Source organism: Cryobacterium sp. TMT1-19 (assembly GCF_004403055.1).
Taxonomy (GTDB): Bacteria; Actinomycetota; Actinomycetes; order Actinomycetales; family Microbacteriaceae; genus Cryobacterium; species Cryobacterium sandaracinum.
In genome coordinates this window covers 135,370-150,476 of sequence record NZ_SOHB01000021.1, presented here as the reverse complement: position 1 = coordinate 150,476, position 15,107 = coordinate 135,370, and the positions used below count along the sequence as shown (strand labels likewise).

Annotated in this window: 15 protein-coding genes and 1 tRNA gene; 6 read left to right on the top strand and 10 right to left on the bottom strand. The window is 67.6% G+C overall.

The genetic code is table 11. The annotated features are described in order from the left end of the window. Nucleotides 1–169: 169 nt before the first annotated feature. Both msrB and E3T40_RS05490 read left to right on the top strand, forming a co-directional pair. Complete coding sequence (gene msrB, locus E3T40_RS05495) at nt 170–571, top strand: peptide-methionine (R)-S-oxide reductase MsrB (protein WP_104171858.1); 402 nt, start codon at nt 170–172, stop codon at nt 569–571. Nucleotides 572–574: 3 nt separating this feature from the next. Next, complete coding sequence (locus E3T40_RS05490; RefSeq protein WP_104171857.1) at nt 575–1,153, top strand: nitroreductase family protein; 579 nt, start codon at nt 575–577, stop codon at nt 1,151–1,153. A 16-nt stretch (nt 1,154–1,169) separates the two neighbouring features. Here E3T40_RS05490 and E3T40_RS05485 read toward each other — a convergent pair. Next, nucleotides 1,170–1,242, bottom strand: a tRNA-Thr gene (locus E3T40_RS05485). Nucleotides 1,243–1,315: 73 nt separating this feature from the next. After that, nucleotides 1,316–2,230 (bottom strand): thioredoxin domain-containing protein, encoded by a 915-nt coding sequence (locus E3T40_RS05480; RefSeq protein ID WP_104171856.1) that lies wholly within the window; start codon nt 2,228–2,230, stop codon nt 1,316–1,318. Between the two features lie 252 nt (nt 2,231–2,482). On the opposite strand from E3T40_RS05480, the gene E3T40_RS05475 reads away from it, so the two are divergent. Further along, entirely contained in the window at nt 2,483–3,580 is a 1,098-nt protein-coding gene (locus E3T40_RS05475; RefSeq protein ID WP_104171855.1) for an ABC transporter ATP-binding protein, read from the top strand. Between the two features lie 93 nt (nt 3,581–3,673). Continuing rightward, nucleotides 3,674–5,002, top strand: coding sequence for a DUF4032 domain-containing protein (locus E3T40_RS05470; RefSeq protein WP_104193780.1), 1,329 nt, complete (start codon nt 3,674–3,676; stop codon nt 5,000–5,002). Between the two features lie 121 nt (nt 5,003–5,123). Here the strand turns inward: E3T40_RS05470 and rlmB are convergent, their stop codons facing one another. The 4 genes from rlmB to E3T40_RS05450 form a co-directional block, all read right to left on the bottom strand. Further along, complete coding sequence (gene rlmB, locus E3T40_RS05465; RefSeq protein ID WP_104100141.1) at nt 5,124–6,236, bottom strand: 23S rRNA (guanosine(2251)-2'-O)-methyltransferase RlmB; 1,113 nt, start codon at nt 6,234–6,236, stop codon at nt 5,124–5,126. Further along, entirely contained in the window at nt 6,236–7,651 is a 1,416-nt protein-coding gene (gene cysS / locus E3T40_RS05460) for a cysteine--tRNA ligase (RefSeq protein WP_104193778.1), read from the bottom strand. The genes rlmB and cysS overlap by 1 nt, the downstream gene beginning before the upstream one ends. Next, nucleotides 7,648–8,886 (bottom strand): 2-C-methyl-D-erythritol 4-phosphate cytidylyltransferase, encoded by a 1,239-nt coding sequence (ispD, locus tag E3T40_RS05455; protein ID WP_134542852.1) that lies wholly within the window; start codon nt 8,884–8,886, stop codon nt 7,648–7,650. Before ispD ends, cysS begins: the two co-directional genes overlap by 4 nt. Before the next feature lie 205 nt (nt 8,887–9,091). After that, nucleotides 9,092–9,574: a CarD family transcriptional regulator gene (locus tag E3T40_RS05450; protein ID WP_104171851.1), complete on the bottom strand. Its 483-nt coding sequence runs from the start codon at nt 9,572–9,574 to the stop codon at nt 9,092–9,094. A gap of 165 nt (nt 9,575–9,739) precedes the next feature. Between E3T40_RS05450 and E3T40_RS05445 the strand changes: the two genes are divergently transcribed. Next, the gene (locus E3T40_RS05445) at nt 9,740–10,216 is read left to right on the top strand and encodes a hypothetical protein (RefSeq protein ID WP_104171850.1); all 477 of its coding nucleotides are present in this window, start codon (nt 9,740–9,742) and stop codon (nt 10,214–10,216) included. Nucleotides 10,217–10,286: 70 nt separating this feature from the next. On the opposite strand, the gene E3T40_RS05440 is transcribed toward E3T40_RS05445, so the two are convergent. Both E3T40_RS05440 and E3T40_RS05435 read right to left on the bottom strand, forming a co-directional pair. After that, the gene (locus E3T40_RS05440; protein ID WP_104100146.1) at nt 10,287–10,967 is read right to left on the bottom strand and encodes a response regulator transcription factor; all 681 of its coding nucleotides are present in this window, start codon (nt 10,965–10,967) and stop codon (nt 10,287–10,289) included. Next, the gene (locus E3T40_RS05435) at nt 10,964–12,118 is read right to left on the bottom strand and encodes a cell wall metabolism sensor histidine kinase WalK (RefSeq protein ID WP_104171849.1); all 1,155 of its coding nucleotides are present in this window, start codon (nt 12,116–12,118) and stop codon (nt 10,964–10,966) included. The genes E3T40_RS05440 and E3T40_RS05435 overlap by 4 nt, the downstream gene beginning before the upstream one ends. Nucleotides 12,119–12,298: 180 nt before the next feature. Here E3T40_RS05435 and phoU point away from each other — a divergent pair, with 180 nt between their 5' ends. Beyond that, nucleotides 12,299–12,955: a phosphate signaling complex protein PhoU gene (phoU, locus tag E3T40_RS05430; protein ID WP_104100148.1), complete on the top strand. Its 657-nt coding sequence runs from the start codon at nt 12,299–12,301 to the stop codon at nt 12,953–12,955. 86 nt (nt 12,956–13,041) lie between these two features. On the opposite strand, the gene E3T40_RS05425 is transcribed toward phoU, so the two are convergent. Together E3T40_RS05425 and E3T40_RS05420 are read right to left on the bottom strand one after the other, a co-directional pair. Next, entirely contained in the window at nt 13,042–13,794 is a 753-nt protein-coding gene (locus E3T40_RS05425) for a phosphoglyceromutase (RefSeq protein WP_104100149.1), read from the bottom strand. 80 nt (nt 13,795–13,874) lie between these two features. Beyond that, complete coding sequence (locus tag E3T40_RS05420) at nt 13,875–15,062, bottom strand: folate-binding protein YgfZ (RefSeq protein WP_104193862.1); 1,188 nt, start codon at nt 15,060–15,062, stop codon at nt 13,875–13,877. Nucleotides 15,063–15,107 lie beyond the last annotated feature (45 nt).

Sequence of the window (15,107 nt, the reverse complement as noted above, 5' to 3'; positions counted from 1 at the left end):
CAATCCTAATTGTCGATGCCTGCGTACTCGCTGGGCCGTCGTGCCGTGCTGTCCAAGGTGGAAAAACCTGCCTATCTCCTGATCGAGGAATACCGCCGCGGTCTGGCGAGTTTAGTGTTGATACGGACAGATTTCGGCCTCTCCGGGGTCGAGCAGGGAGGAACGGAACATGGACTACGAGGTCGAGAAGTCGGATGCGCAGTGGCGCGCGGAGCTGAACCCCGAGCAGTACGCCGTACTTCGCGGCGCCGCCACCGAGCGGGCGTGGGCCGGCGAGCTCCTCGATGAGGGCCGCTCCGGGATTTACACCTGCGGGGCTTGCAATGCCGAGCTGTTCAAGAGCGGCACGAAGTTCGACTCCGGTTGCGGCTGGCCGAGCTTCTACGAATCGGTGCGTCCCGAGGCCGTTGAACTCCTCGAAGACCGCACCCTCGGCGTTGTGCGCACCGAGGTGCGCTGTGCGAAGTGCGGCTCGCACCTGGGCCACGTTTTCGACGACGGATTCGGAACGCCCACCGGCGACCGGTACTGCATGAACTCCATCTCGCTCAATTTCAAGCCGGTCGAGTAAGCATTGTCCGACCTCCTCGATACGGTCAATCATCGACGCTCCCACTCCAAGGTCACCGGGCAGGCGCCGAGCCATGCGGAACTGCTGCCTTTGGTGGCTGTCGCGGCCCGTGTCGCCGACCATGGCGCTCTGCGTCCGTGGCGGCTGATCGAGTTGCGCGGTGACGCCCGGCGCCGCCTGGGCGAGGCCATGGTCGAGGCCGCCGGGCTGAACGGCGCCGAAGCCGCCAGGCTCGCCGCTAAGCCGCTGCGCGCCGAACTTCTGATCGCCGTGGTCGCGAGCCGTCGCGAAAGCGACACGGTGGCGGTCTGGGAACAGGACGCCGTCGCGGCCGGTGTCGCACACATGCTGAGCCTTCTCCTCGCCGCCCAGGGCTGGGGCGTCATGTGGCGTTCCGGCACCCTGGCCCGCACGCAGCCGGTGAACGAAACCCACGGCCTCGCGGCCTCGGAAGAATTGCTCGGCTGGCTGTACGTCGGGGGCATTCCGGCCGATGCAAAACCGGGCGTGCGTTCACCGATCGATCCGACGGATTTTCTCAGCGCCCTCAAGGAAACCGTCACCGAGAGAACCACGATCTGAAGCGATGAGAGAACAGGGCCGGCCACGGGACTTGAACCCGTAACCCCCACTTTACAAGAGTGGTGCGCTACCAATTGCGCCAGGCCGGCATGAGGCGATTGACGCCTCGACACACCATCCTAAATGACGAACCCGTGCTGTGCCGCCATCGAAGCGGGGCGACTACCCTGCCGGTGGCGGCTCGGGGGTCGGCGTCGAGGTGGAGTAGGTCGCGCCGGCCGCCTGTAGCACGAAGGCCGCGAACTCCCTCGGGTCGTCGAGTGCGCCGACGTACTGCTTTCCGTTGACGAGCACGGTGGGTGTGCCGGTGATGGCCTCGACCTCGGTGTTCGGCAACGGACCGGACAGAGCCCGGTCGGTGGATGCGATGACCCACGATTTGAAGGTCGTGTCGTCAATGCACGCGTTGATCTGCGACACCCGGTCGCTCACGCCGGCATCCTTCACGAGGCCCTTGATGGCCGCGTCGTCGTGACCGGCAGTGCCCTCCTTGGGCTGTTCCTGGAACAGGATGGCGTTGAAGTCGTAGAAGTTTGCGGGGGCGTAATTGGCCACACATGCGGCGGCGTTCGCAGCCCGAAGCGAGTATTTCGTGCCGGAGGACTTGTGGGTCAGGATCGAAACCGGGTGGATCTCCACGGTCGCGGCACCCGACGTGACCCACTGGCTGATCTGGTCACTGTTGGCGGCCTCGAACTCGCTGCAGAACGGGCAGAGGTAGTCGGCGTAGACGCGAATGTCGGCGACCGTGCCGGTCGCATCCGGCTTGGACGGTATCGGCTTGGCCTCGGGCTGGAGCGCGGAGGTCGTGACCGGGGTCATCCCCTCGGAGATCAGCACGCCGTCACTGGCCATGTTCGCCGGACCGGGGCCGACCGGGGGGATCGAGTTGATGATGACCACGGCGATGACGGCGGCAATGGCGACGCCGGCGGCGGCGATTCCGCCGCGCAGGGCGACCCGGTAACGGCGGTCCTTCTTCTTCTGCTCCTCGCGGATCCGCTTGGCCTTGGTGCGCACCGCGTCACGTCGCTGATTCTTAGAGGGACGGCTGTCGCCCGATCCGCCAATAGTCATGAAAGCTCGCTCCGAGTAGTTAGTGCAGAGGCAAGCCATTTGCGAATGCCTACCAAATAGTAGGTCCCCTTTCTGGGAAACGTCCAGACGGGGCCTGTGGGCGGGCTCCGCCGCAGAATTCCCGCCGTCGCCGCGATCCCCCGACATGACATACTAAGAAAGTTGACCTGTCGCACATGACGCGTGGCAGGCGTAGTAACCCATCACAACGGATCGTCCGGCACGTACCTGCCGGTGAAGGAGTAATCAACCATGGCTTCAGTCACGTTCGACAAGGCGACCCGCCTGTATCCGGGTTCCTCGATTCCCGCCGTTGACAAGCTCGACCTGTCGGTTGCCGACGGCGAGTTTCTCGTGCTGGTCGGCCCGTCCGGCTGCGGCAAGTCCACGTCCCTGCGCATGCTCGCCGGCCTCGAAGAAGTCAACGACGGCAACATCTTCATCGGTGAGCGCAACGTGACGGATGTCCCGCCAAAAGACCGCGACATCGCCATGGTCTTCCAGAACTACGCTCTGTACCCCCACATGACGGTCGCCGAGAACATGGGCTTCGCGCTCAAGATCGCCGGCGTCAACAAGGATGAGCGCGCCGCCCGCGTTCTCGAGGCCGCCAAGCTGCTCGACCTCGAGCCGTACCTGAGCCGCAAGCCGAAAGCGCTCTCCGGTGGCCAGCGTCAGCGCGTCGCCATGGGCCGGGCCATCGTGCGTCAGCCCCAGGTTTTCCTGATGGACGAGCCTCTGTCGAACCTCGACGCCAAGCTGCGCGTGCAGACCCGCACCCAGATCGCTTCGCTCCAGCGCCGCCTCGGCGTCACGACGGTCTACGTGACCCACGACCAGACCGAAGCCCTCACCATGGGCGACCGCATCGCGGTCCTCAAGGATGGCGTGCTCCAGCAGGTCGGCACGCCTCGCGACCTGTATTCGAAGCCGAACAACGTCTTCGTTGCCGGCTTCATCGGCAGCCCGGCCATGAACCTGTTCCTGGCCGACACCGTCGACGGCGGCGTCAGGTTCGGCACCGCAACGATCCCCGTGCCCCGCGAGACCCTGGCCGGCTCCACCGGCAAGAAGGTCACGATCGGCGTTCGCCCCGAGGACATCCACCTGTCCACCACGCATGGCGAGGGCCTCGAAGTTGCCGTCGACCTGGTCGAGGAGCTCGGCGCCGACGGTTACCTCTACGGCCACTCCACGGTCGAGGGCAAGCGCACCGATATCGTCGCTCGCGTCGATGGTCGTTCGCACTCGTCCGCCGGCGACACCGTTTACCTCACCCCGACGCCGCACCACATGCACGTGTTCGACGCCGAGACCGGCCTGCGCCTCGGTGGAGCAGTCGCCGACTAGGCACCCGCTCGTCAACGAACGGCCGGATGGAGCATGCTCCGTTCGGCCGTTTTGTCGTTCCCCGACTGCGGAGCACACCGGTAAACTCGACGGATGAGCGGTTCACTCAACATCACATCGGCCACTGCCGATCCAGCCCTACTTGACCTTCCCTGGCACCTCCCGCTGGATGCCTGGCCGAACGAGAACATCGCAGCCCTGCCCAAAGGCATCTCCCGCCACCTTGTGCGCTTCGCTCATTTGAGCGGCCGTGTCGTCGCCATCAAGGAGACCACCAGCGAGATGGCCAAGCGCGAGTACGAGATGCTCCGTACCCTGCAGGGCCTGGAAATTCCCTGCGTCGAGCCGCTCGCCGTGATCACGAACCGCACCGATGACGACGCCGAGCCGCTGAATTCGGTGCTCGTCACCCGGCACCTCAAGTTCTCGCTCCCCTACCGCGCGCTCTACTCGCAGACCCTGCGGCCCGACACCGCCACCCGGCTGGTCGACGCCCTGGCCCTGCTGCTGGTACGCGTGCACATGGCCGGCCTCTTCTGGGGTGATGTGTCGCTGTCCAACACCCTCTTCCGCCGTGACGCCGGCGCGTTCGCCGCCTACCTGGTCGACGCCGAGACCGGGCAGCTATATCCAGGCGGGCTCTCCAACGGCCAGCGCGAGAACGACCTGGAGATCGCGCGCGTCAACATCGCCGGTGAGCTCATGGACCTCGAGGCCGGCGGTCGGGCGGCCGACGAGCTGGATCCCATCCGGGTCAGCAATGGGATCGTGGCCGCCTACCGGCTGCTCTGGAAAGAGCTCACCGGGTCGGAATCCTTCTCCAGCTCCGAACGCTGGCGCATCACGGAACGCGTCGAACGCCTCAACGACCTCGGGTTCGACATCGAGGAACTGGCCATCAAGACGGACAACACGGGTACGACCGTGCGCATCCAGCCGAAGGTCGTCGACGCCGGCCATCACCAGCGGCGCCTGCTGCGGCTGACCGGGCTCGACGCCGAGGAGAACCAGGCCCGGCGCCTGCTCAACGACCTCGACTCCTACCGGGTCTCCTACGGCGACCCGGAGGCCGACGAGGAGATGCTGGCGCACGAGTGGCTGGTGCGCGTCTTCGAACCCGTCATCCGGGCCATTCCCCGCGATCTCAAGGGCAAGCTGGAGCCGGCCGAGGTCTTCCACCAGCTGCTCGACCACCGCTGGTTCATGGCCCAGAACCAGTCCAGGGACATCCCGTTGGCCGAAGCCGTCACCTCCTATGTCAAGAACGTGCTCCGGCACCGCCGCGACGAGGCCACCGTGATCGAGCCGGCCACCGGCGAGATCACGATCCCGATCGACGTGACCGACGATGAGTCCGCCGCCCTGGCGGACGCGGCCGAGTCGGCCGCCGACGACGCGGCCGACTGGCGCCTCAAGGTCTGATCCGGCCGGCGTTCCGCCGGGTCCGTGTACCCAGCCAAACCGTGAGAAAAGCCCGCCGATTGTGGGATTAAGGGGTTTTTCTCGCGGTTCGGCCTGCCTGACGGGCGCCCGGCGGGTCGGGTTAAGAGGCTGCGGAGGCGGCTGCCGCCGTCGCGGCGGCTGCCTGCTTCGCGACCTTGGCGGCCTTGGCAGCCGCGCGCAGTCGGGAGACCTCGTACAGTGTCACGCCGGCCGCGATCCCCGCGTTGAGGGATTCGGTCGAGGCGCTGATCGGGATCGACACAATCGCGTCGCAGGTCTCGGTGACGAGGCGGGACAGCCCCTTGCCCTCGCTGCCGACCACGATCACGATGGGGCGCTCGGCGAAACCGATGCCGAGCTCGGGCAGCTGGGTGTCGCCATCACCGGCGAGGCCGATGACGAGCACGCCGCGCTCCTTGAGCGCCTTGAGCGACTGGGTCAGGTTGGTGGCCATGGCGACGGGAAGTCGGGCAGCGGCGCCGGCCGACGTCTTCCACGCCGACGCGGTCACGCCGACGGACCGACGCTGCGGCACGATCACGCCATGTCCGCCGAACGCGGCCGTCGAGCGGATGATGGCGCCGAGGTTGCGGGGGTCGGTGATGCCGTCGAGGGCGACGAAGAGCGGCTTGTGGCCGCGGCTGATCGTCAGTTCCAGCAGCTCGAGGGGCTGGGCGTACTCGTAGGACGGCACCTTGAGCGCGAGACCCTGGTGCACCGAGTCCCGGCCGGCCAGGCGGTCGAGCTCCGGGCGCATGACCTCGAGGACGGGGATGCCGCGGGTCGTCGCGAGGGTGAGGACCTCCTTCACCCGTTCGTCCATTTCGATGCGCGTGGCGATGTACAGGGCCGTGGCGGGGATCTTCGCCCGCAGCGCTTCCAGTACGGAGTTGCGCCCGGTCACAACCTCATGCTCGTCGATCTGCTTAGCCCGGCGGGTGGACGCTCCGCCGCCGCCGGTGTTGCCGGTGGTGGCGCTGCGCGGCGCGCTCTTGGGACCCGCGGAACCGCGGCTGCGGCCGCCGCCGGCCGCGACGAAGCGGTCCTGGGCGAGCTTGCGTTTGCCGGCGGGGTGGTAGGGGCGGTCTTCCGCTTTGGGCGTGGGCTTCTTGCCCTCGAGCGCCTGGCGTCCCTGGCCGCCGGAACCGACCTGTGGTCCCCGGCTGCCCTTGCGCACGGCCCCGGTGCGGGACTTACGGTCTGTGTTCTTCATCAGTCAAAACTCCAATGGGCACCCGAGGGGGTGTCTTCGATGGTAATTCCGGCGGCGACGAGCTCGTCCCGGATACGGTCTGCGGCCGCATAGTCGCGGCCCTGCCTTGCGATTTCGCGATCGTCGAGCAGGCGCTCGACGAGGGCGGTGAGTGCGATCATGGCCGGTTCGTCCGTGGCCACGGACCAGCCCGGTGAGAGCGGGTTGATTCCGAGAACCTCACTCATGGCGAGCACGTGACCACGCGCGGCGGCGGCCGCGTGCAGATTTTCGGCGTCCAGCGCCGCGTTGCCGGTACGCACGGTGTCGTGCAACACGGCCAGAGCCTGAGGCACGGCCAGGTCGTCGTCCATGGCGGACGCGAATTCGTCCGGGACGATCTCGACGCCGGATCCGGCGAAGCGGGTGTCCGCCAGGCGGCGGTCGGCGCGGTCGAGGAAGCTCTCGATTCTTTCGAGGGCCGCTTCGGCCTCCACGAGGGAACCCTCGTGGTAGTCGATGGTGGAACGGTAGTGGGCCGCCCCCAGGTAGTAGCGCACGACGATGGCGCGCGCCTGGTCGAGCAGCTCCGCCGCGAAGACCGAGTTGCCCAGCGACTTGGACATCTTCTGCCCGTTCACGTTGACGAGACCGTTGTGCACCCAGTAGCTCGCGAAGCCGTCGCCGGCGGCGGCGGACTGGGCCAGCTCGTTCTCATGGTGCGGGAATCGCAGGTCGAGCCCGCCGCCGTGGATGTCGAAGTGGGAGCCGAGGTAGCGGGACGCCATGGCCGAGCACTCGATGTGCCAGCCGGGACGGCCGGCTCCCCACGGGGACGGCCAGGAGGCGGACTCCGGTTCGTCGGCTTTGCGACCCTTCCACAGGGCGAAGTCGCGTGGGTCATTCTTGCCACGCGGGTCGGCATCCGCTGCCGGTTCCATGTCGCCGCGCCGCTGGCGGGTGAGGTCACCATAGTCGGGCCAGCTCGCCGTGTCGAAGTAGACGTCGCTGGAGGCGTCATCGGCCGGGTAGGCGTGCCCGAGTTGGATCAGTCGGGTGATCAGGTCTTGCATCTGCTGGATGCTGGCGGTCGCCCTGGGTTCGTAGCTGGGGGCGAGGATGCCCAGCCGCTGGTATCCGGCGGTGAACTCCAGCTCGTAGCGGTAGGCGAGCGCCCACCACTGCTCGGTGCCCCCGACCGCGTGGGCCAGAATTTTGTCGTCGATGTCGGTGACGTTGCGCACGAAGGTGACATCGAAGCCGCGGTAGGTGAGCCAGCGGCGCAGCTGGTCGTAGACGAGGGCGCTGCGCAGGTGGCCGATGTGGGGCGAGGACTGCACGGTGGGTCCACAAACGTAAATACCCACCGCGCCGGGCGTGAGGGGTATGAAGTCGCGGAGGGCCTGGGCCCTGGAATCGTAGAGTCGCATGGTCACGCTTCCCAGCTTAGGTCAGGGTCTGCCGGGGGTTCGGGGAGAATGAGCGCCGTCGCGATGGCGGCGAGGCCCTCGCCGCGGCCAGTGAAGCCCAGGGCATCCGTCGTGGTCGCCGACACGGCGACCGGCGCCTTCAGCAGCGATCCGAGCAGCGCCTCCGCCTCGGCCCGGCGCGTGTTGAGTTTGGGCCGGTTGCCGATGATCTGCACCGTGACGTTGCCGACCCGGAACCCGGCGGCCGCCAGCAGGCGCAGGGTCTCGCCGAGGAACACGTCGCCATGGGCGCCGACGAGGCGCGGATCGGATGTGCCGAAGACACCACCGATATCGCCCAACCCGGCGGCGGAGAGCAGGGCGTCGCAGATGGCGTGCACGGCGGCATCGCCATCGCTGTGCCCGGACAGTCCGCGCTCCCCCGGCCAGTGCAGGCCGGCGAGCCACAGTTCGGAGTCGTCGTCGAAGGCGTGCACATCGAGCCCGGTGCCCACGCGGGGCGCGGTGTCGGTGCCGGGCGCGGAGTGGGCCGGCACGCGCGCGCCGAGCAGGGCCTCGGCCCGGCCCAGGTCCCACAGGGTTGTGATCTTGAAGGCGAGCGGGTCCCCGGCGATCACGCTGACCGGGTAGCCGGCGGCGGCCACCACGCCCGCGTCATCGGTCGCCTCGAGCGACGAGCCGGCGGATGCCGCGGCGGCCGCGGCGGCGAGCATCTCCCTCGGGAAGCCCTGCGGGGTCTGCACGGCCGAGAGTGCGGCGCGGTCCACCGTGCCCAGGATCTCGCCGGCAGCGGAGATTTTCTTGATGGTGTCGACCACGGCCAGGCCGGGAACGATGCCGTGACCGGTTGACTGCACCGCGTCGACGACGGCGTCGCAGAGCGCGGCGGGCGTGAGGGCGCGCGCGGCGTCGTGCACCAGGACGGTGCGCACGCCGGGGTGCAGCGCGGCCAGGCCGCGGTTCACCGACTCCTGTCGGGTGGCGCCGCCGGCCACCACGTCGACGGATGCTGCCCCGCCCGCCCTCGAGGCGACCCGGCGGGCGTGGGCCAGGTGGGTGTCGGGCGCGACAACGATGACCTGCACCGGGTCCCGCATCCCGAACACAGAGGCAAGCGCGCGTTCGAGCAGCGTGCGTCCGGCCAGCGAGACGAACGCCTTCGGCTCGGCGTGCCCGAGCCGGCTGCCACTCCCGGCGGCGACGACGATGACTGCGACCTGGGGCGCAGGGGTTTCAGTCATATCTGGAGGCTATCTGGTGAGGTCGGCGACGAATGGACGCGAGACGGTGAGTACGAAGTGGTGCGGGAGGTACTGCGGCAAAAGACCGCGTCGGTGCGGGCGTCGGAGGAACGAAATGCGAAAGGCGGCACCTCGCGGCGCCGCCTTCCATCGAAAGCAAGTCTGGTTACGTGGGTTCTGATTCTGCCGGTTCCGGCTGTGCCGGTTAGGACGCCAGGACCTCGTCGAGGAACGTGGAGGCCTTCTCTTCGTCGGTCTTCTCCGCCAGGGCCAGCTCTGAAATAAGAATCTGACGGGCCTTGGCCAGCATCCGCTTCTCGCCGGCGGACAGGCCCCGGTCCTGGTCGCGGCGCCACAGGTCACGAACGACCTCCGACACCTTGATGACGTCGCCGGATGCGAGCTTTTCCAGGTTGGCCTTGTACCGGCGGGACCAGTTGGTGGGCTCTTCGGTGAAGGGAGCGCGCAGCACCTCGAACACCTTGTCGAGACCCTCTTGGCCGATCACGTCGCGAACGCCGACCAGGTCGACGTTCTCGGCGGGAACCTCAATGGTCAGGTCGCCCTGGGTGACATTCAGCTTCAGATACAGTTTCTCTTCACCCTTGACCATGCGCGTCTTCACCTCGGTGATCGTCGCAGCACCATGGTGGGGATAAACGACAGTTTCGCCAACCTCAAACAGCATATGTGTATCCCTTCAGCAACGACGAGGCTACCACAGCCGCCAGTGGTAAGGTGCGCCGCGCCCGGGCGCGCGCGGCTCAGCCCGACGGGAGCCGGTAGGCTGAAGGGGAAAGCTAAATTTGCAGCGTTTGGCCGTCAGGCGGAACGGTGATCTGTTGGAGGCGTTGTGAAAGCTCGTATCATCGTGTCCGTCGTTGTGGCGACCGGCATCCTTCTGGGGACCAGCGGCTGCAATCTCCTGGCACCGCAGTCGACGACCGCGAAATACGACGCAAGCGACGGAGTCAGCGGCAATGTCGGCGACCTCGCCATCCGCAACGCCATGCTCCTGTCGGACGACGGCAACATCGCCAACCTCGTGGTCACCGTCGTCAACTCGGGCGATTCGGCACACAGCCTGAACGTGCAGTACGACGACGGCACCGAGAAGTTCACCCAGGAGGTGAACGTGGACGCGAACTCCAGCGTCACGTTCGGCACACCAGATGCCCCGACCGTCACCGTCACGGCCGACGTCGCGCCAGGGTCGCTGTTCCCCGTCTTCTTCCAGTACGGCAACAAGACCGGCGTCGAAGTTCTCGTCCCGGTGCTCGACGGCTCACTCGAGGAGTACTCGACGCTGCTGCCGACCTCCGCCCCGTAGGGCGAGGCCGACTGGCCGCTCCGGATCGCGGCACGCATTCCCGCGCGGGCGCCCTCCGTCGCGCCCGGCCTCAGGCGTCGAAGCGGTAGCCCAGGCCGCGCACGGTGACCAGCATGGTCGGATCCGAGGGGGCGGCTTCGATCCGCGACCGGATCCGCTTGATGTGCACGTCCAGGGTCTTGGTATCCCCGAAATAGTCGCTGCCCCAGACCCGGTCGATCAGCTGACCTCGGGTGAGCACCCGGCCGGCGTTGCGGAGCAGGAACTCCAGCAGCTCGAATTCTTTCAGCGGCAGGTTCACGATCTCGCCGGACACTGTCACGGTGTGCCGCTCGGTGTCCATCCGCACTGTGCCCGCCGACAGCAGGCTCAGGTCCTCCCCGACCTCGTCGGTGCGGCGCCGGGAAACGGCACGGATGCGGGCGAGCAGTTCCCGGGTCGAATACGGCTTGGTGACGTAGTCGTCGGCGCCGAGCTCGAGCCCGACCACGATGTCCACCTCGGAGTCCTTGGCGGTCAGCATGATGATCGGCACAGACGACCGCGTGCGGATCTCCCGACACACCTCCGTGCCCGGGATGCCGGGGAGCATGAGGTCGAGCAGAATCAGGTCTGCGCCGGTGCGGTCGAACTCGCTGATGGCGCTCGGACCGTCTTCGGCGACGGTGACCTCGTACCCCTCCCGCTCGAGCAGGAAGCTCAGCGGCTCACTGAGCGCGCTCTCGTCTTCGACTAGAAGGATGTGGGTCATGGGGTGTCTCCTATCGCCGCCGAAGCGGGGTGCGGCGCCTCCGGGAGGCGGATGGTGAAGGTCGAACCGCTGCCCGGCTGCGACCAGACGCGGATGTCGCCGCCGTGGATCTGAACGATGTGCTTGACGATCGCGAGGCCGAGCCCCGTACCGCCGGTGTGCCGCGAGCGGGCCTGGTCGACCCGGAAGAAGCGTTCGAAGATCCGATCGAGATCGGCTTCCTCGATGCCCACGCCCTGGTCGGTGACGCTGATCTCGACGACTCCGGCGTTCTTGCGCACCCCGACCCCGACGCGGGAACCCTCTGCTGAGTAGTTCACGGCGTTGGCCACAAGATTGTGCACGGCCATCACGAGGAGCCGCTCGTCGCCGCTCACCTCGGCCCCCGATTTCTTGCCGAGGGCGATCGTGATCCGGTCCGCCTCCGCGGTGACCCGGCTCTGGTCCACCGCCGTGGCCACGATGACGTCGACGTTGAGGATCTCGGGCTCGGTCAGGGAATCCTGCGCCTGTAGGCGGGACAATTCGATGATCTCCTGGGTCAGGCGGCTGAGGCGACCGGACTCAGTGGTAAGGCGGTTCGCGAAGCGGCGCACCTGCACCGGCTCGTCCGCCGCCTGGGTGAGCGCCTCGGCCAGCAGCCCCACGGCGGCGATGGGCGTCTTCAACTCATGGCTGATGTTGGCGACGAAGTCCCGGCGCACCTCGTCGAGCCGGAAGGCCTCGGTGCGGTCCTCCGCCAGCACCAGAACGTACCGTGTTCCCAGCCGGGCCAACCGCACCCGCACCCGCATGCTGGCATCACCGAAGGGCCCGCGGGAGAGGACCAGGTGGTCCGAGATCGGCTCGCCGGAACGGCGCACCTGGCTGATCAGGTTCAGGAGCTCGGAGTGCACCAGCTGCCGGTTCCAGACCAGTCCCATCGACACCGCGGCCTGGGATGCCTTGATCACGTTGTTGGACGGGTCGACGACGGCACCGGCCGTCTCCAGCGCGTCGAGCACCTGGTCGATTCCGTCGGGGACGGCCGGGTTGACGACCTCGGCGGCGCGCCGACCGTGACGCTCGGCCACGTGCAGCAGCGTCATGAAACCGGCCCCGACAGTCAGGCCGAGGGCCAGCGCCAGAAGCACAAGCCCTGTCGATTCCATTCATCCAGAATACTGACGTTTATTCCGGGTGGGTGACGGGGCCGTCCCGGCGCGCAGACTACTTTAGGTAGAGTTCAAGACCACGGCACCTGCCGTTAACCTCCCTCCCCCATGATTCGGTGGGGCCAGGTGGGTCTCACGCGTCTGCGTGTTACGCGCGCCCAGGAAGGACCACACACCATGCGTGAAGTATTCCAGCAGGAACTCGCCGAAGTGCAGGATCGCCTTGTCGAGATCTCCCGACTCGTGGCGATCTCCATCGACAAGGCGACGCGCGCCTTCAACGAGTCCGACGTCGGTCTGGCGGAAGAAGCGATTTCCGAAGACGAGAAGATCGACGAGCTGACCATCGAACTCGATGAGCTGGCCATCACGATCCTGGCCCGCCAGCAGCCGGTCGCACGCGACCTGCGCATCGTCGTCAGCGCCCTGCGCATCAGCGCGTCGCTCGAACGGATGGGCGATCTGTCCACGCACATCGCCCAGCTGGCCCGTTACCGGTTCCCCGACAAGGTCGTGCCGAAAAGCCTGCGCGCCACCTTCGCCGAGATGGGCACGCTCGTCACGGCAATCGCGCACATGCTCACCGCGCTTCTGACCAATGAGGACATGAAGCTGGCCGAAACCATCCGCAACGAAGACGACAAGGTCGACGCGCTGCACCTCAGCGTGTTCGACGCCGTGCTCGGGGCGACCTGGAAGGGCCAGGCGGCCGACACGGTCGACTCCACCCTCGCCAGCCGCTACCATGAGCGCTTCGCCGACCACGCGGTCTCGATCGCGAAGAAGGTGCAGTACCTCGGCACCGGCGCCTGGCAGCAGAACACGAACGCCTAGAGTCCAGGCGTTCCGGCGTCACCAGGAACGAGAAAGCCCCGGAAGCAGTCGCTTCCGGGGCTTTCTCGTTCCTGGTGGGTTGGACGCTACTTCTTGTTTCCCTGGGCCGCGACGGCGGCGGCACCGGCGGCGGCAGCCTCGGGGTCAAGGTAACGGCCGGGGCCGAGCGGCATCATGTCCGCGCCGAGGCGGTAGACCAGCGGGATGCCGGTGGGGATGTTCAGCTCGGCGATGTCCGCGTCACTGATGCCATCGAGGTGCTTGACCAGCGCGCGCAGCGAGTTGCCATGGGCGGTGACGAGAACCGTCTTGCCCGCACGCAGGTCGGGGGTGATGTCGGATTCCCAGTAGGGCAGCATCCGGTCGACGACGTCGCTGAGGCACTCGGTGCGGGGCAGGTCGTCGCCGAGCGCCGCGTAACGCGGGTCGTGCGCCTGAGACCAGCGGGAATCGTCGGCCAGCACGGGCGGCGGAACGTCGAAGGAGCGGCGCCACAGCTGGAACTGCTCGGGCCCGAACTTGGCGAGGGTCTCCGCCTTGTCGAGACCCTGCAGGGCGCCGTAGTGGCGCTCGTTGAGCCGCCAGGAGCGCTTGACGTCGATCCACAGCCGGTCGGCTTCTTCCAGAGCGATGTTCGCGGTCTGGATGGCACGGGTAAGTAATGAGGTGTGCAGGATGTCGGGCAGCAGGCCCGACTCGGCGAGAAGCTCGCCGGCGCGCTTGGCTTCGCCCGCGCCCTGCTCGCTCAGCCTGACATCCACCCAGCCGGTGAAAAGGTTTTCCTGGTTCCATAGGCTTTGGCCGTGACGGAGAAGGATGAGATTGTATGCATCTGACATGAGTCCAACTCTACCGACGTGGCGAGCGCGCCGGGGCTGGGTCGGCGGCCCGGGTCAGTGACCGGCGTCAGTGACCGGCGTCAGTGGCCGGGCGTGCGGATGCCGAGCCGGGGCAGGCGCGGGATATCGGCCACCGAGCCCGCCGACTGAGGCACGATGACCTCCTGCGCGGCCGCGACGAGGATGTCCTGGGAGGCCACGTACAGGGTGACCGTGGCGGGAACGGTGCGCTTCACCGTGGCGAGCGCGATCGGGCCCAGCTCGTAATGGATGGCGCTGGAGGTGATCCGGCCGATACCGCGGTGCTCGGTGGTTCCATCGGCCAGCTGCTTCACGGCCTGCACTTCGTCCCCGTGCACGGGGAGCACCGCGTCGGAGCCGTCCAGGTGCAGCAGCACCAGGCGGCGGGGCGGATGCCCGAGGTTGTGTACCTTGGCCACGGTCTCCTGGCCGCGGTAGCAGCCCTTGTTCAGGTGCACGGCGCTGCGCAGCCAGTCGAGTTCGTGCGGCAGGCTCTTCTCGTCGACCTCCGTGGCCCGGCGCGGGCGCCACGCCGCGATCCGGAGGGCCTCGACGGCGAGAAGGCCGGCCGCGGCGACCCCTCCGTTCCGCACGGCGTCGCGCAGAGCCGGCAGGGACGCGCGGGGGACGAGGGTCTCGGTCCAGTGCCACGCGGCGGCCGGATGCGCCGGTCCAGGCGCGTACTGGTATCCGCCCGCGGAGACCTGGGTCCAGGGGTCGTGCCACACCAGAGGCACTCCGCTCGGCGCGGCCGGTGTGAGCGGCAACACCGAAGGGTCACCCATCGACCCGATCACGGCGTAGGCGAGAGTGTGGTCGACGACCTGCACCCGCAGTGTGAAGCGCATCGTGTCGAGCCACGCGTGCAACCCGGGCAGTTGGGCTGCCTCGACCAGCAGCCAGGTCTCCACCCCGTCGTCGATGACCGCCATGGCGTATTCGACGTGGCCGTTCGGGTCGAGCAGGAGCGTCTCGGTGGACTCCCCCGGCGCCAGGCGGCGCAGCTCCTGGCTGGAGATGGAGTTGAGCCAGGTCAACCGGTCCGGTCCGGCGACGCTCAGCACGCCGTGGTGGGACAGGTCGACGACGGCTCCGCCGGCGAGAAGCCGGCGCTGCTCCGTGAGAGGTCCGCCGTAGTGCGCGGCCACGCCGGCGTCGATGCCCTCGGCCTGCACCGCGCCGTCGAGTTCGAGCAGCGGGGATCTGAGCGGCGAGGACGGGAGAAGGGACACGGGTGCATCGGTCATGGGAGCTCTTTCCAACGGACGGTTCGGCGCCGGGGCGCCTGGATG

Bases quoted from the DNA above. Each gene is read 5' to 3' on its own strand.
- E3T40_RS05440 (WP_104100146.1), bottom strand. From the start codon at position 10,967: ATGACCCACATCCTTCTAGTCGAAGACGAGAGCGCGCTCAGTGAGCCG.
- E3T40_RS05425 (WP_104100149.1), bottom strand. From the start codon at position 13,794: ATGTCAGATGCATACAATCTCATCCTTCTCCGTCACGGCCAAAGCCTA.
- E3T40_RS05470 (WP_104193780.1), top strand. From the start codon at position 3,674: ATGAGCGGTTCACTCAACATCACATCGGCCACTGCCGATCCAGCCCTA.
- E3T40_RS05480 (WP_104171856.1), bottom strand. From the start codon at position 2,230: ATGACTATTGGCGGATCGGGCGACAGCCGTCCCTCTAAGAATCAGCGA.
- E3T40_RS05450 (WP_104171851.1), bottom strand. From the start codon at position 9,574: ATGCTGTTTGAGGTTGGCGAAACTGTCGTTTATCCCCACCATGGTGCT.
- phoU (WP_104100148.1), top strand. From the start codon at position 12,299: ATGCGTGAAGTATTCCAGCAGGAACTCGCCGAAGTGCAGGATCGCCTT.
- rlmB (WP_104100141.1), bottom strand. From the start codon at position 6,236: ATGAAGAACACAGACCGTAAGTCCCGCACCGGGGCCGTGCGCAAGGGC.
- msrB (WP_104171858.1), top strand. From the start codon at position 170: ATGGACTACGAGGTCGAGAAGTCGGATGCGCAGTGGCGCGCGGAGCTG.
- E3T40_RS05420 (WP_104193862.1), bottom strand. From the start codon at position 15,062: ATGACCGATGCACCCGTGTCCCTTCTCCCGTCCTCGCCGCTCAGATCC.
- E3T40_RS05435 (WP_104171849.1), bottom strand. From the start codon at position 12,118: ATGGAATCGACAGGGCTTGTGCTTCTGGCGCTGGCCCTCGGCCTGACT.
- E3T40_RS05475 (WP_104171855.1), top strand. From the start codon at position 2,483: ATGGCTTCAGTCACGTTCGACAAGGCGACCCGCCTGTATCCGGGTTCC.
- ispD (WP_134542852.1), bottom strand. From the start codon at position 8,886: ATGACTGAAACCCCTGCGCCCCAGGTCGCAGTCATCGTCGTCGCCGCC.